The 20,757-nt window shown below is 56.7% G+C and carries 21 protein-coding genes and 1 pseudogene; 7 read left to right on the top strand and 15 right to left on the bottom strand.

The genetic code is table 11. The features are described 5' to 3' along the window. The first annotated feature begins 36 nt into the window (after nt 1–36). Nucleotides 37–666, top strand: a complete 630-nt coding sequence (locus ACR0MS_RS08655; protein WP_480573858.1) for a LuxR C-terminal-related transcriptional regulator — start codon at nt 37–39, stop codon at nt 664–666. A gap of 8 nt (nt 667–674) precedes the next feature. Here ACR0MS_RS08655 and ACR0MS_RS08650 read toward each other — a convergent pair whose 3' ends face one another. The 5 genes from ACR0MS_RS08650 to paaZ all read right to left on the bottom strand — a co-directional run bounded on the left by ACR0MS_RS08650 (nt 675) and on the right by paaZ (nt 6,509). Beyond that, nucleotides 675–2,012: a TRAP transporter large permease gene (locus ACR0MS_RS08650; protein ID WP_480573856.1), complete on the bottom strand. Its 1,338-nt coding sequence runs from the start codon at nt 2,010–2,012 to the stop codon at nt 675–677. Between the two features lie 5 nt (nt 2,013–2,017). Next, the gene (locus ACR0MS_RS08645) at nt 2,018–2,524 is read right to left on the bottom strand and encodes a TRAP transporter small permease (RefSeq protein WP_480573853.1); all 507 of its coding nucleotides are present in this window, start codon (nt 2,522–2,524) and stop codon (nt 2,018–2,020) included. Further along, a complete protein-coding gene (locus tag ACR0MS_RS08640; RefSeq protein WP_480573850.1) occupies nt 2,521–3,534 on the bottom strand; it encodes a TRAP transporter substrate-binding protein in 1,014 nt (337 codons plus the stop codon). Before ACR0MS_RS08640 ends, ACR0MS_RS08645 begins: the two co-directional genes overlap by 4 nt. A 110-nt stretch (nt 3,535–3,644) precedes the next feature. Further along, complete coding sequence (locus tag ACR0MS_RS08635; protein WP_480573847.1) at nt 3,645–4,382, bottom strand: hypothetical protein; 738 nt, start codon at nt 4,380–4,382, stop codon at nt 3,645–3,647. An 81-nt stretch (nt 4,383–4,463) separates the two neighbouring features. Further along, nucleotides 4,464–6,509 (bottom strand): phenylacetic acid degradation bifunctional protein PaaZ, encoded by a 2,046-nt coding sequence (gene paaZ, locus ACR0MS_RS08630; RefSeq protein ID WP_480573844.1) that lies wholly within the window; start codon nt 6,507–6,509, stop codon nt 4,464–4,466. A gap of 196 nt (nt 6,510–6,705) precedes the next feature. Between paaZ and paaI the strand changes: the two genes are divergently transcribed. The 3 genes from paaI to ACR0MS_RS08615 are packed head-to-tail and all read left to right on the top strand — an operon-like array spanning nt 6,706 to nt 9,066. Continuing rightward, the gene (paaI, locus tag ACR0MS_RS08625; protein ID WP_480573841.1) at nt 6,706–7,131 is read left to right on the top strand and encodes a hydroxyphenylacetyl-CoA thioesterase PaaI; all 426 of its coding nucleotides are present in this window, start codon (nt 6,706–6,708) and stop codon (nt 7,129–7,131) included. Nucleotides 7,132–7,142: 11 nt separating this feature from the next. Next, entirely contained in the window at nt 7,143–8,453 is a 1,311-nt protein-coding gene (gene paaK / locus ACR0MS_RS08620; RefSeq protein ID WP_480573839.1) for a phenylacetate--CoA ligase PaaK, read from the top strand. Between the two features lie 4 nt (nt 8,454–8,457). Beyond that, a complete protein-coding gene (locus ACR0MS_RS08615) occupies nt 8,458–9,066 on the top strand; it encodes a TetR/AcrR family transcriptional regulator (protein WP_480573836.1) in 609 nt (202 codons plus the stop codon). On the opposite strand, the gene ACR0MS_RS08610 is transcribed toward ACR0MS_RS08615, so the two are convergent. From ACR0MS_RS08610 to paaA, 5 genes are read right to left on the bottom strand one after another with little or no spacing between them, the layout of a single operon-like run. After that, nucleotides 9,063–10,130 carry a 2Fe-2S iron-sulfur cluster-binding protein gene (locus ACR0MS_RS08610; protein WP_480573833.1) on the bottom strand — a complete coding sequence of 356 codons (1,068 nt, stop codon included), beginning with the start codon at nt 10,128–10,130 and terminating at the stop codon, nt 9,063–9,065. The two genes, ACR0MS_RS08615 and ACR0MS_RS08610, sit on opposite strands and share 4 nt — an antisense overlap. Nucleotides 10,131–10,141: 11 nt before the next feature. Then, a complete protein-coding gene (gene paaD / locus ACR0MS_RS08605) occupies nt 10,142–10,600 on the bottom strand; it encodes a 1,2-phenylacetyl-CoA epoxidase subunit PaaD (RefSeq protein WP_480573830.1) in 459 nt (152 codons plus the stop codon). 5 nt (nt 10,601–10,605) lie between these two features. After that, a complete protein-coding gene (paaC, locus tag ACR0MS_RS08600) occupies nt 10,606–11,376 on the bottom strand; it encodes a 1,2-phenylacetyl-CoA epoxidase subunit PaaC (protein WP_480573827.1) in 771 nt (256 codons plus the stop codon). Next, a complete protein-coding gene (gene paaB / locus ACR0MS_RS08595) occupies nt 11,376–11,666 on the bottom strand; it encodes a 1,2-phenylacetyl-CoA epoxidase subunit PaaB (RefSeq protein ID WP_480573824.1) in 291 nt (96 codons plus the stop codon). The genes paaC and paaB overlap by 1 nt, the downstream gene beginning before the upstream one ends. 4 nt (nt 11,667–11,670) lie before the next feature. Continuing rightward, the gene (gene paaA / locus ACR0MS_RS08590) at nt 11,671–12,666 is read right to left on the bottom strand and encodes a 1,2-phenylacetyl-CoA epoxidase subunit PaaA (RefSeq protein WP_480573821.1); all 996 of its coding nucleotides are present in this window, start codon (nt 12,664–12,666) and stop codon (nt 11,671–11,673) included. 208 nt (nt 12,667–12,874) lie between these two features. On the opposite strand from paaA, the gene ACR0MS_RS08585 reads away from it, so the two are divergent. Further along, nucleotides 12,875–13,723, top strand: a complete 849-nt coding sequence (locus ACR0MS_RS08585) for a Rossmann-like and DUF2520 domain-containing protein (RefSeq protein ID WP_480573818.1) — start codon at nt 12,875–12,877, stop codon at nt 13,721–13,723. A gap of 2 nt (nt 13,724–13,725) precedes the next feature. Here the strand turns inward: ACR0MS_RS08585 and ACR0MS_RS08580 are convergent, their stop codons facing one another. The 4 genes from ACR0MS_RS08580 to gntH all read right to left on the bottom strand — a co-directional run bounded on the left by ACR0MS_RS08580 (nt 13,726) and on the right by gntH (nt 18,924). Next, a complete protein-coding gene (locus tag ACR0MS_RS08580) occupies nt 13,726–14,988 on the bottom strand; it encodes a HupE/UreJ family protein (RefSeq protein WP_480573815.1) in 1,263 nt (420 codons plus the stop codon). A gap of 4 nt (nt 14,989–14,992) precedes the next feature. Next, nucleotides 14,993–16,771 (bottom strand): hypothetical protein, encoded by a 1,779-nt coding sequence (locus ACR0MS_RS08575; protein WP_480573812.1) that lies wholly within the window; start codon nt 16,769–16,771, stop codon nt 14,993–14,995. Next, complete coding sequence (locus ACR0MS_RS08570) at nt 16,722–17,528, bottom strand: hypothetical protein (RefSeq protein WP_480573809.1); 807 nt, start codon at nt 17,526–17,528, stop codon at nt 16,722–16,724. Before ACR0MS_RS08570 ends, ACR0MS_RS08575 begins: the two co-directional genes overlap by 50 nt. 61 nt (nt 17,529–17,589) lie before the next feature. Beyond that, the gene (gntH, locus tag ACR0MS_RS08565) at nt 17,590–18,924 is read right to left on the bottom strand and encodes a guanitoxin biosynthesis MBL fold metallo-hydrolase GntH (RefSeq protein ID WP_480573806.1); all 1,335 of its coding nucleotides are present in this window, start codon (nt 18,922–18,924) and stop codon (nt 17,590–17,592) included. A 169-nt stretch (nt 18,925–19,093) separates the two neighbouring features. Between gntH and ACR0MS_RS08560 the strand changes: the two genes are divergently transcribed. Both ACR0MS_RS08560 and ACR0MS_RS08555 read left to right on the top strand, forming a co-directional pair. After that, nucleotides 19,094–19,675: a hypothetical protein gene (locus ACR0MS_RS08560; protein WP_480573803.1), complete on the top strand. Its 582-nt coding sequence runs from the start codon at nt 19,094–19,096 to the stop codon at nt 19,673–19,675. A gap of 12 nt (nt 19,676–19,687) precedes the next feature. Then, on the top strand, nt 19,688–20,443 hold the full coding sequence (locus tag ACR0MS_RS08555; RefSeq protein WP_480573800.1) for a tetratricopeptide repeat protein: 756 nt from the start codon (nt 19,688–19,690) through the stop codon (nt 20,441–20,443). Between the two features lie 184 nt (nt 20,444–20,627). Here ACR0MS_RS08555 and ACR0MS_RS08550 read toward each other — a convergent pair. Further along, a pseudogene (locus tag ACR0MS_RS08550) lies at nt 20,628–20,757 on the bottom strand (FAD binding domain-containing protein); the annotation flags it as partial.

The following is a 20,757-nucleotide window of genomic DNA, read 5'->3' as shown; positions in this document are numbered from 1 at the left end:
CTTGGGTGGGTTTTGGAAAATTTGTGCAGGAAATCAATGTCGGAAACCTCTTCTCCTCCGATCGACATCATGCTGGCCGACAACAACCCGTTGGTTCTTTCGGCAATGTCGGAAATCTTTGAACGCGATCCGCGATTCTCGTTGGTGGCGACCTCTGCCACGGCCGAAGGGTTTTTGGGCGCGATTATGCGGGTTCCGGTCAAAGTCTGTGTGATTTCATGGAACCTGCCGGTTCTCGGCGCGGTGAAACTGATCGAAGTCCTGCGCGAGCAGGAGAATCCGCCGCGATTTGTGATCTACGGGGACGAAGCCGGGGATATCCCGCGCCTTGCCATGCAAGCGGGCGCAGCCGGGTTCGCGTCACGCTCGGGCGAGGTCGACGGATTGCTGGAGGCCTGTGTGGATGTGGCCAAGGGCAAAATGGTCTTTCCGTTCATAGACGTGCGCAAGATGCAGAAAGACCCGCTTCACAGCCTGTCGCGCAAGGAAATCGTAATCCTTGAGGCGCTGGCCAAGGGGATGTCGAACCGGGAATTGTCGAAAGAGCTGCAGATCTCGGCCAACACGGTGAAATTTCACCTGTCGAATATCTATGAAAAGCTGTCCGTGAAGAACCGCGCGCAGGCCATCGCGTTCTATTATTCGTCGAAAGCGGGGTCCGAGTAAAACCCGCGCTATGGTCCGAACCCGAAAACGCCCAAGGGCATGAACAGGGACAGGGCTGGAAGGGCGACAAGAAGGGCCAGCCTGACGATATCGGCGGCCCAGAAAGGCGTCACACCGCGGAAGATCGTGGCTGTTGATACGTCTTGCACGACGGACCTTAGGACAAACACATTCAGGCCGATGGGGGGTGTGATCAGCGAGATTTCCGTGACCACCACAACGATAATCCCGAACCAGATCAGCGCGGTTTCCCCGGTGATATCGCCTTCGAAAAAGCCCAATGACGCGATCAAAGGTGCAAAGACCGGTACGGTCAGCGTAATCATGGACAGGCTCTCAAACACGGCGCCTAGAACGATGTAGATCAAGATGATGATCAGCAGAATCGTGAAGGGCTCCAGCCCGGCGCCTTGGACCAATGCCAGCAGGTCATCTGGTAACCTTGCGCGTGTAATCAAACGGTTAAAGATATCCGCGCCGATCAGCAGGACGAACAATCCAACGGATGTTTTCACTGTTTGAACCAGTGCCTCAATCAGGCCCTTGAACGTGAATCGGCCGATCAGGATGGAAATGATGATCGCCCCAAATGCGCCGACGCCAGCGGCCTCGTCTGCAGTGAAAACGCGTCCGTATAAACCGCCAATGATCAAGGTAAACAGCGCGAGGATTGGAAGGACGCGCAGCAAAGCCTGCCGCGTTTCAGACCATGAGCTTTTTTCACCCGCAGGACCGTAATCGGGTTTGCGCCAGACGACGAACGCGACAGCCCCCAAATACAGCAGGATTCCCAGAAGGCCGGGCAAAATGCCTGCCAAAAACAATTTCCCAATAGATTGACCTGTCAGAAATCCGTAGATGATCAGGATGATGCTGGGCGGGATGAGTATTCCCAACGTGCCGCCTGCAGCGACGGATGCGGTCGACAGGCTATCGTGATAGCCAAACTTGCGCATCGGTGGCAGGGCGACCTTGGACATGGTCGCAGCCGTGGCCAGCGACGAACCTGAAACAGCGGAAAAGCCACCGCAGGCCAAAATCGTCGACATCGCCAACCCACCGGGTAACCGTCCGACCAAGGTGTAGGCGGCGCGGTATAAATCCAGCGCCATACCGCTTTGCGCGACGATCATGCCCATGAAGATGAACAGCGGTATCACCGACAGCGCGTCGTTCTGCGTCACGTCCAGTATCGAGTCCGCGGCCGGACCCAACCCGGCGGACCAGCGCCCGTCGCGCAGGTAGACAAACCCGATTGCCCCGATGAAACCCATTGCAATTCCAATCGGCACGCGCAGCAGCACAAGGAAGATGACCAGCGCAAAAGCAATCAGTGAGACTTCCATCTTGGTCAGAGTCCTTCAGGGCCGGATGGCCGTATGATTTTAATAATTGCACTGACCACCAACAGCACGCCGGTTAGTCCCACGACGAGGGCGATGAAATAAATGAGCGGATATTTAGGGATGAACAGCAGCTCACTGGTAATGCCGCGCTCCAGTGCCTTGTCCGCGCGTGCAAACAGCCACACCGACATCGTCAGCAGGCACAGCGATGTCAGCGCGTCGATACACCGGTCGCGCCAAAACGCAGCGCGGCGTGAGAACAGGTGGTCAAGCAGGTCGACGTCAATCTGTTCACGCCGCAGGGTGACCACGGGAAATGCAAAGAAGATAGATAATGCCAACAGGATTTGCGCCAGATCCTGACGCCCGAATATCGGTGCGTTGAAGATATAGCGACCGATAACCTCTACAACTGTCAGACCCATCACGAGCATAAGACAAAGGCCGCTGCCCAATAGACACAAGCGGGCAAACCAGTGGCTTGCCCGTTTGAGGTTCGATTGTGCGCTCATTTTGCGCTGTATTCGGACATGGTGTCCCGGATCAGTTGCATCGCAGCTTCTGCATCGACGCCTTTGCTTGAGACTTCTTCAAGCACCGATGCCTGTATCTGTGGCACCAGCGCTTCAAACGGGGCGGAGGCATCCCCTTCAAGGTCGATGATCTGACCCGAGGCAGCCTGAGCATCCAGACCCCTCTGGTTGCCGACGTCCCACGCTTTGCCCGCGAAGGCCGAGAAATCCTCGCCCAGAGCTGCTTTGATGGCTGCGGCGTCTTCTTCGCCGACAGACTCAAGGAACTCTTCACTCATGATGATCGAGAAGGAGCCGCGATAGAACCCGCCCGGAACGCGATAGGTGTAAGGCAGAACTTCGGTCAAGCGCAGGATGGCAATCGTGTCACCCGGAAAGAACGTCCCGTCTGCGACACCGTTAGAAACGGTTTCATAGACTTTGGGCGCAGCAACTTGAACGCCGGCCATGTCCAGCCCTTTGAGGACATCCCCCATAACGCCACCGCCCGAGCGGATTTTCAGACCCGCGACATCGTCAAGCGAGCTGACTTCCTTGGACAGGTGCAACATGCCCGGGGCATGGACCATCATGGCAACCGGAACAACGCCGTCATGTTCGTTGGCCGCCGCCAGATATTGCTCATGCGCACGCCAATGCGCGGCGGATGCAGCGGCAGAGTCGCCTTCAAGCCCCGGAATTTCGATCAGTTTTGTGGTAACAAAACGGCCGGGGTTATACCCGTGGAAAATCCACGCCGCATCCGCGCCGCCATCTTCGATCAGGTCGGCTTGCGCAGGGGGTGAGGCCAGATTGTATTCAATAGCACCGGTCACACGTCCATCGGTTGCGTCTTCGATACGTGAAATGAACTCTGGCCAGATGATCTCGTTCACGATGTGGCTGGGTGGCAACCACGAGGAAACCACCATTGTTTTTTCCGCCCAGGCAGTGGTTCCTGCCAGCATCGTGGAAATCCCCAGCCCAAGGGCCGCAAAAGTCTGTTTCATGTCATCCTCCCATAACAAAAGCTGCGTGCAGCTTTTGAATACAGTTTCATAAACCAACCGGTCGGTCAACTAATTCTGCGTGTGGAATCTCCAAAAATTGCCGCCAGCTTTCAGCTTGCAAGTGCAGCGGGATCCAGCCTGGGCAGATCAGCCATCACTTGCGTCACGCGGTTATGGCAACGCGCAAGTGATCCTTGAGGGATCATCGAGATGTGAGCCCAACTGGAACTGCGCAGGGCAATCTTGCGCCAGTAATGCAGCAGCAACAAACGTACCGCAGCCATGGAAAGGGGTGGCAGATCGCTAATACCCGGCTGTCCCGCAATTTCGTAAAGTTGTTGTGCCAAAATCAAAGTTTGAGGCGGGACAATCCGGTCCGAAAACCAATCCGGGATATGGTCAGTGTCCGCCCGCAGCCCAAGCGCGGTGCCGTCGCGTTGAACAACTTCAACGGGCACCAGCAGGAGCGACCGTTCAATCCGGATTGCCGGATCAGGAGCGGCATAATCGCTTTTGGTCAAAAGCAACTGCCATCCTTGCGGGTATTTTATGTCCCGCCGGTAAACGTCTTCGTAAACGGCATGGGTTTCGGCAAGACCTCGATCCGAAAGGCTGTAGGTTACTTCCCGCCCTGATTTCGTGGACACAATCCAGCCGTCCTTCCGAAGGCGGTGCAGCGCGACCCGTATGGCCTCAGTCTTGACGCCGACATGACCCATCAGCAGGCCCAGTTCCTTACCGCTGATGCTATGGTCGCTGAGGTCGCCGAACAACGTAACGATCAGCGACCATGTCTTGATCGGCTCAAGGTTGCACAAGTCGTCAATCAGGGCGTCTGCGGGTGTCAAATTCGGGTCTTTCCAAAGAGCTTAGATGGAAGTTGACCTCTTAGCTATCACGCCATCGCGCCATGTGGCTATGAGAAAACCCTAAGGAGCATCGCGACGATAGGCGTTCATGGTCAGCAGCTCGTATTCGGCTGCCAGATCTCCGTCGCGGTTAAGGAGCGCGACTTTCCAGCGAACCTCGCCATAGTCCTGATTTCGCGGCGACTTTTGCATCACGGTCAGGCGAACCTGTATACTGTCTCCGGCCTGAACTGGTTTGAGGAACCGCAAATTGTCCAGCCCGGTATTGGCCAGAACAGGCCCCTCGTCGGGTTGCACGAAAAGACCAGCGGCAAAGCTCAGCAACAGATAGCCGTGCGCAACACGACCCGGAAAGAACGGGTTCCGCTTGGCCGCTGCATCATCCATGTGGGCATAGAACGTGTCGCCGGTGAAATGGGCAAAGGTTTCGATGTCGTCCAGCGTTATTTCACGTTCCGCAGAATACAGGGTTTCGCCGATTTGAAGCGCATCGAATGTGCGGGTGAACGGGTGGGCGTAATCGGTGATTTCCTTGGCACCCGGTACCCATTTTCGACCTATGCGCGTCAGGATGTCGGGGCTGCCCTGAATGGCGGTGCGCTGCATATAGTGCATCACGCCGCGCATACCGCCCATTTCCTCGCCACCACCGGCGCGACCGGGCCCACCGTGCACCATATGCGGCAGGGGTGACCCGTGGCCTGTGCTTTCTTTCATCGAGGTCCGGTTGTTGAAATACAACCGTCCGTGGAAGGGTCCTGCACCCAAGGCGGCAGTTCTGGCAACGTCGGGATCGTTCGTGATGACCGACGCCACAAGGCTGCCGCCACCGCGATTGGCCAATTGGACCGCGTGGTCCAGATCGCGATAGGGCATCACGGTTGAAACGGGGCCGAACGCCTCGACCGAGTGCAGGATGTTGGCCGTGTCCGGCGACGCACAGTGAAACAGCATCGGTGGGACGAATGCACCCTTTTCGCGGTCAGCACCCTGAACCACAAAGTCTTCGGGGTCTCCGAAAACGCGGTCTGCCTCTTGCCCGATTAGGGCGGCTTTTTCCAGAACATCACGTCTTTGGGCCTGAGACACGAGGGCGCCCATTTGTGTGTGTTCGGCTGCGGGGTCCCCAATGACAATAGACCCAAGCCGTGTGCGCAGGGCGTCAATCACGGCTTCGACTTGAGAGTCCGGGGCCATAATGCGGCGAATGGCGGTGCATTTCTGGCCAGCCTTGGCGGTCATTTCGCGGGTGGCTTCTTTGATGAACAGATCAAATTCAGGCGTGCCTGCCACGGCATCCGGGCCGAGGATCGACGCGTTGAGGCTGTCTTGTTCGGCAATAAAACGCGTTGCGTTCCCTTGGAAACATGGCGCGCCGCGCAGTGTTTTCGCGGTGGCAGCCGAGCCGGTGAAGCTAACGACATCTTGCCCGCCCAGATGATCCAGCAAGTCTCCGATCCCTCCGGAAATCAACTGAATGGCACCTTCTGGCAGCAGGCCGCTATCCAGCATGATCCTCACACAGCGTTCGGCAACATAGCAGGTCGCCGTCGCCGGTTTTATGATTGCGGGAACCCCAGCCAAAAGCGTTGGGGCCAGCTTTTCCAGCATACCCCACACAGGAAAATTGAAGGCATTGATGTGAATGGCTACTCCGGTCAACGAGGTACAGATATGCTGTCCCAGAAACGTGCCCTGGCGCGACAGTCGCTCAACCTCGCCGTCCAGATAGACAGTATCGTCCGGCATTTCACGGCGGCCCTTGCTTGCATAGACCATCAGTGTGCCGATACCGCCGTCTATGTCGATCAGGTGATCTTTCTGCGTCGCGCCGGTCGCGAAAGAAATGTCGTATAGGGCCTGTTTGTGCTGCCCCAAATATGTCGCCAGCGCCTTGAGCATGCGCGCACGATCATGGAACGTCATCGCGCGCAGGGCAGGGCCGCCTTTTGAGCGCGCGAAATCCAGCATGGCCCCGTTGTCCAGCGCAGTGTTCCCGGCCCGACCAATCAACTCTCCGGTCACGGCCGAGTGGATTTCTCGGGCTGAACCGTCGCATCCGATCCACCGTCCGGCGATGTAGCTTTCAACATTTTGTACAGTCATGAGGTGGTCCTTGCGTTTGGGTCCGGTGTGACTCAACTCATTAATTGACCTACCGGTCGGTTTATGAAATGTTTAAGCACAGGGTGGAGGAAGATCAAGGAGAATATGGTGTCCGAGACGGTGCTCAACACAGCCCGCATAGGTCGGGTGAAGGGAAGGTTGGTCGTTAGTTTGCCAAGCTTCAATGGCCGCTGGCATGACGCCTAAAGAGCGCGCGGAGCGTGCGGCGCAAGCCATGTGGCGTGACGACAATGCCAGCCCGTGGGTCGGCATGCGCCTTGATGACGTGGATGAAGGCAGGGCGAAACTGTCGCTGACAGTCGAGAAACACCACACAAACGGGCATGGTATCTGCCATGGCGGTGTGATCTTCATGCTGGCCGACAGCGCCTTTGCCTTTGCCTGCAACAGCCGAAATCAGTCGACAGTCGCGCAGCACAACACGATCTCATACATTGCGCCGGGCCGTTTAGGGGATCAGCTTTTCGCGGACGCGCGCGAAATCAGCCTGTCCGGACGCAGCGGCGTTTATGACGTGACCGTCACCAATCAGAAGAACACAGTGATCGCAGAATTCCGAGGCTGTTCCCGAGCCATTCCGGGCCAGCTTTTCGAGGAATAGGGGAGGAGCCCATGAAAGACCTGACACCAGCCCGAGACAGCCTCGATCCGATCGAAATAGCGTCCACCGACGAAATTCGCGCCCTGCAATTGCAACGGCTGCAATGGTCGTTAAAGCACGCATATGACAATGTGCCCTTGTATCGGCAAAGGTTTGAGGCCGCGGGGGTGCATCCGGATGATTTGAAATCTCTGGAGGACCTGTCGAAATTCCCCTTCACCTACAAGGACGATCTGCGGGCCAATTACCCCTTTGGCCTTTTTGCTGTCCCGCGTGAACAGATCGTGCGTGTGCACGCGTCATCAGGGACAACGGGCAAGCCGACGGTTGTCGGGTATACGCGCGGTGATATCGACATGTGGGCAAAGCTGGTGGCGCGGTCTATGCGGGCCAGCGGAACCAAGCCCGGCGATGTCGTTCATATTGCTTATGGATATGGCCTGTTCACCGGTGGGCTTGGCGCGCATTACGGAGCTGAGGAATTGAATTGCACGGTTGTACCTGTTTCGGGCGGGATGACCGAACGGCAGGTGATGCTGATACAGGATTTCAAACCCAGCACGATCATGGTGACCCCGTCTTACATGCTCAATATTCTCGAACAGTTTCGTGCCGCCGGAATAGACCCGAGGGACAGTTCGCTGGATGTGGGGATTTTTGGCGCCGAACCCTGGACCAACGCGATGCGAGCCGAGGTCGAGGCCGCGTTCGACATGCATGCGGTTGATATCTATGGCCTGTCGGAAATCATGGGCCCCGGTGTGGCCAATGAATGCGTCGAGACCAAGGACGGGCTGCATATCTGGGAGGATCATTTCTACCCCGAGGTCATTGACCCCGAGACCGGAGAGGTTCTGCCAGACGGTGAGATCGGTGAATTGGTCTTTACAACCCTCACCAAGGAGGGGTTGCCAATGGTACGCTACCGCACGCGTGACCTGACCCGGCTGATGCCGGGAACCGCGCGGTCGATGCGGCGGATGGAGAAGATTACCGGTCGTTCCGACGACATGATCATCCTGCGCGGCGTGAATGTCTTTCCGACCCAGATTGAAGAACTGGTTCTGGCGACCCCCGAACTCGCGCCGTATTTCCAGATTGAACTGACACGCTCGGGCCGGATGGACGCGATGACCGTACATGTCGAAGCCGCGCCGGATGCAGCAGCAGATGCGGCGCGCGATGCCGTGGCGGGGGTCTTGTCTAAGAAGATCAAAGATACGATAGGGGTCGGAACCACAGTAAGTGTCGGTGTGCCCGGCACTGTCGAGCGCAGTCAGGGCAAGGCCCGTCGCGTCATCGACAACAGACCAAAGGAGTGAGCCCGTGGCGCGCACGATCGCAAAAGACCACGACAAAAAGCGGCAGAGCATCCTTTCGGTTGCGGCCAGTGTTTTTGCCCGCGAGGGGATTGCGCGCGCCTCGATGAATCAAGTGGCGAAAAGCGCAGGGATATCGAAGGCCAACATCTATCACTACTATGACAGCAAAGAGACGTTGCTGTTCGATATTCTGGATTCCTATCTGTCCGAGCTGAACGACCGGGTCACGTCGGTCGAACTGGAAGGCAAGCCGCCGGAAGAACAGTTGCATCTGGTCTTGCGCGAATACCTTCTGGCCTATGAGGGGATGGACTATGAGCACAACATCCAGAGTGAAGGGGTCTCATTGCTGCCCGAAGCCATGCAGACGGTGCTGAAAGCCTATCAAAAGGAAATGGTCACCCAGATGAGTGGTATTCTGGACGCGGTGAGCGGCGGCAAGCTGAGTTCGCAACCCCGGTTGTTGCGCGAATTGACAATGTCCGTTTTCGGCATGTTGAACTGGTACTACATGTGGCACCCAAAGGCGACGCGATCAGATCGCGAGGGGTATGCAAGGACCATCGCCCAGTTCACCGTTGCAGGTCTGCCCGGCGTTCAGGCCGAGAGTTAGTGGCCCGCCTCATCGTAATCCCACACAACTTTGTCTGAGACAGGGAAACACTGGCAGGTCAGGACAAAACCAGCTTCAACTTCGTAATCTTCCAGAGCGTGGTTTGCCACCATTTCGACTTCTCCTTCGACCACCCGTGCCTTGCAGGTGGAACACACACCAGCTTTGCAGGCGTGAGGCGCGTCGAGGTTCTCGGCAAGTGCAGCTTCCAGCAGGCTTGTGTCCTTGGGAATGGTCAGGCTGCGGCTCACGCCGCCCAAGGTGACTCGTCCCTTGATGCCTGCATCGTCGTCGGCCCTTGAAGCTGGGCGGGTTTTAGCTCGGCCGGGTTGGGATGAGGCGAACAATTCGAACCGGATCTGATCCTTTGTCAAACCATGATCTTTCAGCGACTGCGAGATCGCCAGCATCATGGGCTCCGGCCCGCAGATATACGCCATCGAGACAGAGCCTATGTCGATCCAGTGCCGGAACAGGGCCGCACATTTTTCGCCATCGACTCGGCCTCGGAACAGGTCAATCTCCTGACTGTCATCTTCAAGAATGTGGACGATGTTCAACCGGTGCAGGTACCGGTTTTTCAGGTCCTCAAGTTCTTCCCGGAACATGATCGTGTTTGGGGTTCGATTTGCGTAGACAAGTGTAAACCGGGCAGAAGGGTCTTCGGACAGGGCAGTTTTGAGGATCGACAGAACCGGAGTGATACCCGATCCCCCCGCAAATCCCAGATAGTGCGGGGCATCGGTATCCACCGCCGCATGAAAATTCCCCATAGGCGGCATTGCAGTCATGACGTCGCCCACTTGCAGTTCTGTGTTGGCCCAGTTGGAAAAGGCACCACCATCAACGCTTTTGATCCCGACCCGCAAAACACCTTCATGCGGTGCCGCGCAGATAGAGTAGGAGCGCCGCAATTCCTCACCGTCGAAGTCCCGTTTGAACGTCAGGTATTGGCCCGGCGCAAAGGCAAACCTGTCCGGGCTCTCGGGTTTCAGGGTCACAATAACTGCGTCGCGGATGGTTTTTTGGATGTCCGTCACGGTCAGGGGGTGAAACGTCGCCATAGCTCAAGACCTCAGATGCATTTGAAATAGTCGAAGGGTTCCAGACAGTCCCGGCAGCGCCATTGCGCTTTGCAGGGGGTCGAACCGAATTGGCTGATTTTTTCAAGCCGGTCGGATTTGCAGTGCGGGCACCGGGTTGGACCGCCCGCAGGTTGCGGTGGCGCAATGCCAAACTCCTCCAGCCGGGTGCGGGCTTTTTCCGATAGCCAGTCGGTTGTCCAGGGTGGCGCGATCCGGGTTTGGATCTGCAGGTTTTCAACCCCGTTGGTGGCCAGCGCCGTTTCTATGTCCATGGATATGACCGCCATCGCGGGGCAGCCGGAATAAGTGGGCGTAACGGTCACCGTCACTGCGTCGCCGGACACGGATACGTCCCGGATCACCCCAAGATCGACCACCGAGATCACCGGGATTTCGGGGTCGGGGACGCCTTCGAGCCAGTCCCAGATCTGCGCTTCAGTCACAGGCATTGCGGCTACCAGGTCGCTCCGGGGTAAGAGCGTTGGAGGGTTTGCATAACCGCCAGCATGTGCCCCAGATGCTCGGTGTGTCGAAACCCGGTGCGCCCACCTGATTGCGCAAATGTTCCCTCGGGCAATGTCAGGCAGGCTTCGGTCAGCACGCGTTGAACCGTGTCCAGCCAGGCACCGCGCAGGTCCGAGGGTAACGGGGCGACCCCGGCCTTGGCCATCACCTGATCGGTGGCATCGTCCTTGAAAACCTCTCCGCTATACGGCCACAGGAATGCCAGAGCATCCGACATGCGGCTGTTGCTTTCTGCCGTTCCATCCCCCAAGGCAATCACCGTGTGTGACGAACGGTCTAGGTGGTAGAGCGCTTCTTTCAGACACTTGGCTGCGATCTCGGCCACGCGCGTATTCTTTGAATCCTGCAGGCTTGTCAGCCACGGCACCTGAAAGGCGTCAAACAGGAACTGGCGCATTTGCGTCCGCCCAAAGTCGCCATTCGGCACCTCGAGCATCAGAAGGTTTCGAAAATCGTAAACCTCGCGCAGAAAGGCCAGATCATCGGCGGTTCGCCCGGCACCTTCGACCTCACCGGCATATCCCAGCCACAACTGGGTCTGGCCGATCAGGTCCAATGCCATGTTCGCCAGCGCGATATCCTCTTCCAATACCGGAGCGACCCCGCACCATTCCGACGTTCGATGGCCCAAAACCAAGGCATTGTCCCCTTGCCTGAGAAGGAACTCGAACAGAGGGTTTTCCGTAGCAGAAGGCGCCATCACATTTTTCCAACTTCTTCGGGGATGTCGTAGAATGTCGGGTGCCGATAGACCTTGTCACGGGCCGGATCGAATAGCGGCCCTTTGTCCGAGGGGCTGGACGCCGTGATTTTTCCGGCTTCGACAACCCAGATGCTGACGCCTTCATTGCGGCGCGTGTAAACATCGCGCGCATTGCGGATTGCATGCTCGGCATCTGCGGCGTGCAACGATCCGACATGGCGGTGGCTCATACCGTGCTGCCCGCGGATAAAGACCTCCCACAGGGGCCATTCGTTTTCATGTGTCATCGGGTTACTCCGCAGCTTGAGAGCGTTTCTGGGATTTGCGCGCATGGGACAGCATCGCCTCGCGCACCCACGCGCCGTCATCCCACGCCTTGCGACGTGTACTCAGGCGCTCGGCGTTGCAGGGGCCGTTGCCGGATATCACGTCGAAGAATTCCGCCCAGTCGGGTTCGCTGAACTCGTAATGGCCGGTCTCGTCGTTCCAGCGCAGGTTTTCATCGGGGATCGTCAGGCCCAGAAACTCGGCCTGCGGAACGGTTTCATCAACGAATTTTTGACGCAACTCATCGTTGGTGTTGATCTTGATTTTCCAGGCCATCGACTGCGCTGAATGCACGCTGTCTTTGTCCGATGGGCCAAACATCATCAATGCTGGATACCAGAATCGGTTCAACGCATCCTGTGCCATACGCTTTTGATCAGCGGTGCCTTCTTTCGCCATCTTGATCATGATGTGATAGCCTTGGCGCTGGTGAAAGCTTTCTTCCTTGCAGATACGAACCATTGCGCGGGCATATGGCCCGTAAGAGGTGCGCTGTAGCGGCACCTGATTCATGATCGCGGCCCCATCGACCAGCCAGCCGACCGCGCCCATATCGGCCCATGTGAGGGTGGGGTAGTTGAAGATGGACGAATACTTCATCCGCTCGGAATGAAGCATTTCGACCAACTCGTCCCGGCTGACGCCAAGCGTTTCGGCCGCACAATACAGGTAGATACCGTGCCCGGCCTCGTCTTGAACTTTGGCCAGCAGATTGGCTTTACGTTCAAGCGTCGGCGCGCGGGTGATCCAGTTGCCTTCGGGCAGTTGACCTACGATTTCGGAATGGGCGTGCTGACCGATCTGCCGGATCAGCGTCTTGCGATAGGCCTCTGGCATATAGTCCTTTGGCTCAATCTTTTCCCCCCGGTCGATACGATCCTGAAAGGCTTTGTCCTCGGGGCTCATGTCTTCCCGGGATTGAACACCCTTGCCGGTGGACTTAACCATCTGTGCATACATGCTTGCGTCCTCCTCAAACGCAAAATCCCGCATAAGCGGAGGCCGTGTCTGATCCTGTCGTGGAGCAGAACTGGGGTTGTTGACTCTATTATGTTACAAAATTTTCAATGATACAATATTTTTGTAACATTAAATTTTCGGCAGGCTCGCTTGAGATATTTCCACGCCTAATCAATAAAATATCCGATCAGAACAGGAGGTGACCGGCATGCACAGTTCAAGGGTGAATATCATTGGTGCCGGGCGGGTGGGGCAAACGATTGCCCGGCTTCTTCAGGGCAGTGACGGCTACATTCTTCAGGATGTCATGAATGCGCGTCTGCAAACTGCACAGGGTTTTGTTGCGCTGATCGGACAAGGCAGGGCCGTTGACAGTTTTGCGGAATTGCGCCCGGCGGATATTTGGATAGTGACCGTGCCGGATACTCAGATTTCTCATGTTGCCGAGCAAATTGCCGAGGCATGTTCAGCCAACTCGACGCCGTCGGTGGCCCTGCATTGCAGCGGGTTTTTTCCAGCCGATCAGATGGCGCCTTTGCGATCCTTAAACTGGCGGCTGGCCAGTGTTCACCCGGTTTTGTCTTTTGCCGATCCTCTGACCGCCGCGCGTCAGTTCAATGGGGTGCCTTGCGGCGTTGAAGGGGATCCCGAGGCGACGGAAGTGGCCACAACGATGTTCGAAGCGCTTGGTGCCAAGTGCTTTCCCATCAAGTCTGAAGGCAAAAGCCTGTACCACGCAGCGGCGGTCATTTCGAACAATTTTACGGTCGTTTTGCAAGCGATGGCGCGTGAAGCATGGGACGCGGCTGGTGTTCCTGATGACGTCGCCCAGCAATTGAACGAGACGCTGCTTCGTGGGACCTGCGAGAATGTCTGCGCGCAAGGGCCTCAAGCTGCTCTGACTGGCCCGGCGGCAAGAGGTGACGATTTCGTGGTCGAAACGCAAGGCCGGGACGTGAGCGACTGGCATCCTGTGGCCGGGCGCATTTACAGCGATCTGAGCGCGTTGGCAAAGTCCCTGAGCAAAGGTGGGAAAACACGCTCAGCAGGGGATTGATTTTAAGCGATCAGCACGGAAAAGCGTTCTACGACCCAGATCAGTGCAACCACCGAAATCGAGGCGGCAATGAGAGCCCGTGCGCCGATCCAGATGGATGACGGCATGCGCCTGAGGAGAACGACCAACGGCCATGTCACCAGAACGATCATCAACTGTCCGATCTCAACGCCGACATTAAAGGCCAGAAGGCTTTGCCAGACGTTGTTCGCGTCAACTTTCAGAATTTCTCGCAGCATGAACGAGAACCCAAACCCGTGCAAAAGCCCGACACCAGCCGTAACACCAGCCGCAACAAGGTAAGAGTGCTTGCCTTCGGATCTTTGAAATACGGCGTCTGCCGCCGCCAGAATGATGGTCATGGCGATTGCCGTTTCGACCGCAGGAATGAACCAGGGGGCCGACGGTGCCAGACCGAAGAACCCCATGATCAAAGTGACACTGTGGCCCAGCGTAAAACCGGTCACCCGTGCAAGCAGGGCCTTCAGATTCAGCGATCCGATCACCATGCATAGGACAAAAAGAACATGATCAATACCCTCGATGATGTGCCGAATACCTTCGACGACAAAAGTTGCAGCGGCAGAGGATGCAGTTCCGGTGACTTCGATGGGTTCAGCCAACAACCCCTTGGCGCGGTACGTTCGCGTTTCGCCGTTGTGATAGTCCAGAACAAGGTTCGCGGTTTCGTCCTGACCCGCCAGACCGGGGTTGGACAACACGGACAGCGCATAGGCGGCGTCTGACGCATCCGGGAAGGTCAGCCAGAGATCAACAACGGCGTCGCCTACATAGACTGGCTGATCGCTGCCCATGGTGATGGCGCTCGTTTCCAAGGCCTCTGTTGCTTCGGCTCTTGTCGCAAAGCCCGGCTCCTGACCGATGGGATAGACGCTCAGACTGACGACATGGCCGTCGAGCCGGGTTCCGTCTTGTTCGATAACAAGCTCGTCGTGGATAATCTGCGCAAAAGCAAGCGGGGCATGGTTTAACGCCTCAACATCGACAAGGTGCATGACAACACCGTCTTGCAATTCATTTGTGGTGAAGGGTGCGGGGCTGGGCAAACCGTCGGACCCGGCTGGCCCTACTTTATCCGCCAAGACATAGGCCATCGGCGTGCGCAGCATCACATTAAGCCCGCTGTCGTCCCGGACGATATGAAAAATGCGAACATTCTGGTTCAGGTTAAAATGCGCCCAAGCTCCACCCGCGACAGACAGAAGTAGCAAAAACAAAATCGCAAAAGGCTTTGCATATCGCATGATTTCACCCTTGTGTCTGAGCATTCAGGACGGTCAGGCCGTCCAGATGCCACTGGTCGCCATGCCGCGATACGTTCATCAATCCGCGAAACAGCACTGATTGCTGGTGCAGATGCCCCCAATGGCCGCCGCTGACCTGTGCTTTCCAGTTCGCGATAATCTGGTGGGAGTTTCTGTTTTCGCCGGAAGAAACCCCCTCAATCTGCAGGTCGACAATCTTATCGGTCTGCGCCAATGCCCCTGAAGGAAGGCTCACGGACAAGCCCCGACGCAACTCATCACGAATTTGCTCGCGGTTGTCTGGCGCGACAAACGGCTCCAACGCGGTTTCCAGCCCCGCCGCGTCAGGTTCCAGCATCGCGACGCTTAGATTGCCAAGCAGTCCCTGAACAACTTGGTGAGTGGTTACTTCATCCGGTGCAGCGGCGGTCATCATTGGCAGGGCATTGCGGATTGGAATGGTCAGCAGCGCCGCTGTCGCTAAGGCCCCAAGCATCACGGCATATACGGTCCGTCGATTGGAGGTCGCGCGCAGTGCGAGTACCGCGCAAATGAAGGCCGCCAAGCCGAAGCCGATCGTAACCATCGGGAGGGAGATCAAACCTGCAGACTTTACGACAACGGGCTGCGTTTTGGGGTTTTCCCAAGACGTCAGATGATTGTTCCAGACCACGGTCGGATCCGATTTGTAGATTTGCGAAGGGACGGCCCCGGCAGGATCGCTCAGGGTTACAGGAATGATGTAGGTCCCGTCGGGGAAAAATTGCCATGTCATATCCACGCGATCTGCCAGCGTAGCGTGAGGATAGGACATGACGACGCCCATCAACATGGTTGTCCGTTGCGCTTCGGCCTCGTCGGGCAATACACGCAACCCGTCCGCACCGACCGCGATCCGCGAGACCTGAACGTCGCTTGGGATGACGCTTGTGCCGTTGATAGACAGGGGGTTGCGGTGTTTAAAAAAGGACGCGGCTTCCGATTTTACCCGTGCGACCTGACCCGGCGACAGTCGTTCCGCCGTGCCTAAATTCAGGTCTGCCCACTCCTCAAAGTCCTTCAGGCGAAAAATAATCTCATGGCGCACCTCTCGCGGCTCCATCGACAGAAACGACATGAGCGGCGACTTGTGGTGGCGGGTCAGGTTCGGGTTTTCAAACGTGGTGAACCAGGGGTCTTCCCAGTTGGGCAGCATTGTTTCCGGGCGGGACAGGTATCGGTAATCGGTTACCGGTACGCCAAGATGTTCGGCGACCATTCCTATGGATGCCAAAGGAATACCGTTTTCATTCAGCGGCGGTGTAAATGTGATTTGCTTTGGCTGGCCGTGGAATGGGTACTCCATCTCTACAAACACTACGTCCTCACTACGGGGGCGGGGGGCGACGACTTTACTGGCGGCGGTTAGCCTGGGTGTTCTGCTGCGAACATCAATCGACCGAACCACAGGGGTCAGAGGTTCACCGTTTGCTGCCACACCAAATGTTTGCCCCGTCCGGTCCGCCAGAGCGCGCCCAGTGCCATCATCGGGCGCAACAAAAAAGGGATAGTCGCCAAGGTCTATTTCCAGCGCAACGTGAACGCGGTCGCCCTCGACCACCAGTTCAACAAAGTTGGGGGCCGTCTCACCGCCATAGGGGGACACGAGGTCTGCGGCACCGCCCTCGGGCCTGATCAACACACAGGCCAGACACAGCGCCCTGAAACACCAGAGTTTCGTGCGCAGATATACTTCAGAAATGAAACGCGACGGCTGCATAAATACCGTTTTGATCGACGTCATAAGCAAACTCTCCGTCAGACCGATCCGTCGAGTAGTCGATGCCATAGAACTGATACCCAAAACGCAGTGATGTGCTCTCCCAACCTTTCCAATCAAATCCGGCCAGTACAAGGTATTGAAGATCATCCCCGTTCACGCCGAACCCGCTGAGTTCCGCTCGGGTGGCAAAGCCCCACTTTTCGTTTATCTCTGACGCGTACCGAATAGCGACCATCGGCTCGATCCATTCTTCGGTTCCGCCCAAGGTCATACCCGGCCCGGGCCCGGCGATGTCAATTTCCTGCTTTAGCCGGTTCCATTGCAAACCCACAGCCACATCCGCCGCATAGCGCCGACCCGAGCTGTTCACCCCGTTGGCAAACCTGCAGGCACCTTGGATATTTGCAAAGGTTTGGCGGATATCTGCGTCCACCGATGCACCCATCGGCAGTGATCCACCAGCCGCCAACTTGACGTAGTAGACTTCGGAAATGATGCCGAAGTCGCCTTTCCATCCCTCGTATCGAACGGACGCTGCACCCTGAAGCAAGTCAAGCACTTCGCTGAGGCTCAGATCCAGATCGACACTTGTTCCCGCAACTGTTGACGTGCCCGAGGTGCTGACGGGGAGGAAAAGATAAGGCGTGATCGAATGCCGCCATGATCCGTCATCACCTTCTGTGCGCGACAGGGATTGAGCGGTCGATGCCTGAGCAGCTAGGGTCGCCAGCCCTAAGCCCAAAAAGGTTCGTATTGCCGGTTTGAGAAATTCGATCATAGCGTTTCACCGATGGCCAAAAAAATCGACGCGGGACATAACCCGCGCCAGTCACGTCATTTCACTGTTCGTCTCCGGGGTAGGGGAATTTTTGCCCCAATACTTCTGAGGCTTCTTCGTAGATTGGGCGCAGGACATCGTCGACGTCATCGTACCCTGACTTCGTAAAGTCAGAAAACTGCATGGCCTCGACCGGAACGCCTGATCGTTCGGCAAACCCGGCTCTGTCATCCAGTGATGGGATTTGCGCAGGTGCCGCAAGCGGCGGTGCCCATGTGCGTTCTTCCGTGGCAGCCATTCGAACAACAATATCGTCCTTGGTCACATTCCAGACCATAAAATCGTCAGCCATGCTGAGCGGCCCGTCATAGGTTGAACGAATTCGCTCATAGACGCCGTTGGATGTGTCGAAGTCATTGAAGAAATGATAGGCGACGGCCATCCGAGGTTTTATGTCGCTCATGACTTTGCCGAACGCTTCGGGTGCTGTGTGAACCTGCGTTCCGACCAGTAAGGCGGACTCGGGCGTAAATTTCATTTTGGTTACCAACTCCGGCACGGCAATAAAGCACTCATGGATTGCTAAGTCGGCATTTTGCGCGTGTTCCTTGAACCATTTGTTGGGATACGTGTCAGAGCTGAAAACAAACTTCAGTCCGTTCCATTCCAAAGAATAACTCACTGACCCATCAATGGCGTGAATTGCCGGGAAGGAACGAATGGTCACGCCGTTGTTCTCATAAACAATCTGGTTCTCGCCGGTGTAGTCAAACTCGTTAATTTCCAGGCTATAGCCTCGGAAATCCGTATTTCCTGCCCTTGCCGCAAGGTCCCATGTCAGCATCCGGCGCATGTTCTCTAATGCGTAGGCAGTGCCCAGTTCTTCCACCGGACCGCTCGGTCCCCACACGCGCAGCGGCACGTTGCGCCCCATCAGGGCTCCACCTATAAAGAGATCATGCAAGGCCCCGAAATGGTCGGTGTGAAGGTGGCCGATAAAGACTTTGTCCAGATAGTTATACGGGATTTGCAGCGATGAAATCCGCTCTGCAGAACCCGAACCGATGTCGAACAGGAACTTGTCACCATTCCCTAATTCGACAAGAAAACACGCAGCGGCCTGCGCTGCGCGCGTGGTCGGCATCCCGGTGCCACAAGCGATGACACGCATCTCGTCTTCGGCCAGGTCTTCGGTGTTCGGATAATATACGTCCCGTGGGCGGTCGCGCACCATGGTTGGCGAAACCTCTTCGGCTGCCTGCGCGTAGGCGGCATTCGGAGCGAACAAAGCCTCGACAGTGTTGGTGACGGCTTGTGGCGCAATAGCCCACGCGCCGAATACCAATCCGATTGAAAAGTGTTTGCCGAGGCTCGAAAAACGTGTGCGCCGTGACATGGATTTCCCCTTTGTGATCAAGTGACAATGCAAGTCGGATCGCAGACCAGTTCGGTTGCTCTGCGGGGTATATCCTTTGAACTCTGCAACTTAATGGTGCCCCACGTAAGTGAATCACGGTGAGATTCAGGGTGACTCACGTCAATTTAATTGCAAATATCCGAATGTGATGACGGCCTCATATGACATCTCGGAAACCGACAAACGCCGGGCGCTTGCCAATGTGTTGGGCGATACGCATTTCGATGGCGCGGACAGATTGCGCGCGTTTCTCGCTTATGTGGTTGAGGAAGAGATCGCAGGCCGGGGCGCCGACATTCGCGCAAAGACGATTGCTCAGGATGTCTATGATCGCGACACGTCGGAAGGGATAGACCCGGAAAACGTCGTCCGCGTCGATGCACGCCGGCTTAGGCAGTTGTTGGAACTGCATTACGAGGGCGTCGGCAAAGCGGACCCTGTTCGGTTGCACATAGACACCGGAGGGTATCGCCCACGGTTTGAAGCAGTGACGAAAGCACTTCAGCCGCCATCGCAGCAGGCGCAAAAAGCATCCTGGTTGCCATTTGCGACCTTTTCCGCAGGTGCGATGATAGGCGCGGCTGTGGCCGTCAGTTTTCTGCCTGCAATGCCCGAACCGGGTTCAGATCCAAAGTCTGATGTCACCACTGCAGGGCAGCCTGAATTGCTGCGCAATGTTGCGATCTACGAAAAATCCCCTGTCGCTTTGCAGGCCTACAACTTGGCGTAGCAGGCGCGCGCGATGACCTTCCCGATTTTTGATCGCCCAAGACAAGTGCTGGTTCTTTCGGTATTTCAACGGGTGATCGAAATGGATGCGACCTATTTCGGAGGGTACGCAGGAGCGGCACAAACTTTGGCAACGCTGTCGATCTTGACCCCGGAAATGCAGACCAAGAGTGATTATGCGGCGGCCGCAATGGGATTTGCCGACGAAGCAGTGCAACTGGCGCCAGAGCAGGCGTGGAGCCAGTCTGCAAAAAGCTGGGCGCATTTTGCAAATGGCGAGTATGACGCGGCATTGACCCTTGGGCGACGCGCATCTCAGTTGGACCCTTCAGATGGCGCGGTGTTGGACTTTCTGGGTGCCGTAACCCTGTTTTCGGGTGAGTTTGATGAGGCTGTCGAAATCGCGGATCGCTTGTCTTTGTTGGACTCCAGCAATCAACGTCTCGCCAATCGCAACATTTCCGGAGCGGCTCATTTTCATCTTGGTGAATTCGAAACGACGATCGAGAGATTTGAAGAGGCCAAAGGGCTAGGAGGCCCACTCAGCGCGCCATCATTGGCTTATGTGACCGCTTCCTTAGTGGCTTTGGGGCGGGAGAAAGAGGCGCGCACAAAACTGGCAGAACTTGAACGCGCGTGGCCCGACGCGCCGGTTGATGCTATGTTGAAAAGTATCTACAAAAGTGACGCCCATGCAGAGGACGTCATAGGCAGGCTCGTTGCGTTGGGCTGGATTAGGCCGCCGCAAAAAGCAGCGACGCCTCAATAACATCCCTCCCACAATCAACGGCGCTGTGCCATGCAGACGCGTATGAAATTCAAACGATCCTCGACCGAACAACCAAGAACATCACGGTAATATGTGTTCACCAGGACGGGTCTGTCCGGACCTTTCGTTGATAGAAAAAGCCCCGGCGTTTACCGGGGCTCTTTGTTGTCCAGATTGCGTGCCCTCAAGAACAGGCTTCAATAGCCCGTTTAGTCATGACGCTGACCAGATGCGCACGGTAGTCCTTGCTGCCATGCAGGTCGCCGATCATGTTTGCGGGGTTGATGCTCAGGCCGGTCAGGGCGTCGGGGCGG

It is taken from the genome of Ruegeria sp. CJ2, assembly GCF_056536745.1.
Note: the sequence above shows the minus strand (reverse complement) of the source record. Positions and strands in the feature narration are given on the sequence as shown.

Coding starts and splice junctions, on each gene's coding strand:
- paaB (WP_480573824.1), bottom strand. CDS start 11,666: ATGACACATGAAAACGAATGGCCCCTGTGGGAGGTCTTTATCCGCGGG.
- paaD (WP_480573830.1), bottom strand. CDS start 10,600: ATGCCTGTGACTGAAGCGCAGATCTGGGACTGGCTCGAAGGCGTCCCC.
- paaK (WP_480573839.1), top strand. CDS start 7,143: ATGAAAGACCTGACACCAGCCCGAGACAGCCTCGATCCGATCGAAATA.
- paaZ (WP_480573844.1), bottom strand. CDS start 6,509: ATGACTGTACAAAATGTTGAAAGCTACATCGCCGGACGGTGGATCGGA.
- ACR0MS_RS08585 (WP_480573818.1), top strand. CDS start 12,875: ATGCACAGTTCAAGGGTGAATATCATTGGTGCCGGGCGGGTGGGGCAA.
- ACR0MS_RS08645 (WP_480573853.1), bottom strand. CDS start 2,524: ATGAGCGCACAATCGAACCTCAAACGGGCAAGCCACTGGTTTGCCCGC.
- paaI (WP_480573841.1), top strand. CDS start 6,706: ATGACGCCTAAAGAGCGCGCGGAGCGTGCGGCGCAAGCCATGTGGCGT.
- ACR0MS_RS08610 (WP_480573833.1), bottom strand. CDS start 10,130: ATGGCGACGTTTCACCCCCTGACCGTGACGGACATCCAAAAAACCATC.
- ACR0MS_RS08655 (WP_480573858.1), top strand. CDS start 37: ATGTCGGAAACCTCTTCTCCTCCGATCGACATCATGCTGGCCGACAAC.
- ACR0MS_RS08555 (WP_480573800.1), top strand. CDS start 19,688: ATGACCTTCCCGATTTTTGATCGCCCAAGACAAGTGCTGGTTCTTTCG.
- paaA (WP_480573821.1), bottom strand. CDS start 12,666: ATGTATGCACAGATGGTTAAGTCCACCGGCAAGGGTGTTCAATCCCGG.
- ACR0MS_RS08640 (WP_480573850.1), bottom strand. CDS start 3,534: ATGAAACAGACTTTTGCGGCCCTTGGGCTGGGGATTTCCACGATGCTG.
- ACR0MS_RS08580 (WP_480573815.1), bottom strand. CDS start 14,988: ATGCGATATGCAAAGCCTTTTGCGATTTTGTTTTTGCTACTTCTGTCT.
- ACR0MS_RS08560 (WP_480573803.1), top strand. CDS start 19,094: ATGACGGCCTCATATGACATCTCGGAAACCGACAAACGCCGGGCGCTT.
- ACR0MS_RS08650 (WP_480573856.1), bottom strand. CDS start 2,012: ATGGAAGTCTCACTGATTGCTTTTGCGCTGGTCATCTTCCTTGTGCTG.
- ACR0MS_RS08575 (WP_480573812.1), bottom strand. CDS start 16,771: ATGACGTCGATCAAAACGGTATTTATGCAGCCGTCGCGTTTCATTTCT.
- ACR0MS_RS08570 (WP_480573809.1), bottom strand. CDS start 17,528: ATGATCGAATTTCTCAAACCGGCAATACGAACCTTTTTGGGCTTAGGG.
- paaC (WP_480573827.1), bottom strand. CDS start 11,376: ATGGCGCCTTCTGCTACGGAAAACCCTCTGTTCGAGTTCCTTCTCAGG.
- gntH (WP_480573806.1), bottom strand. CDS start 18,924: ATGTCACGGCGCACACGTTTTTCGAGCCTCGGCAAACACTTTTCAATC.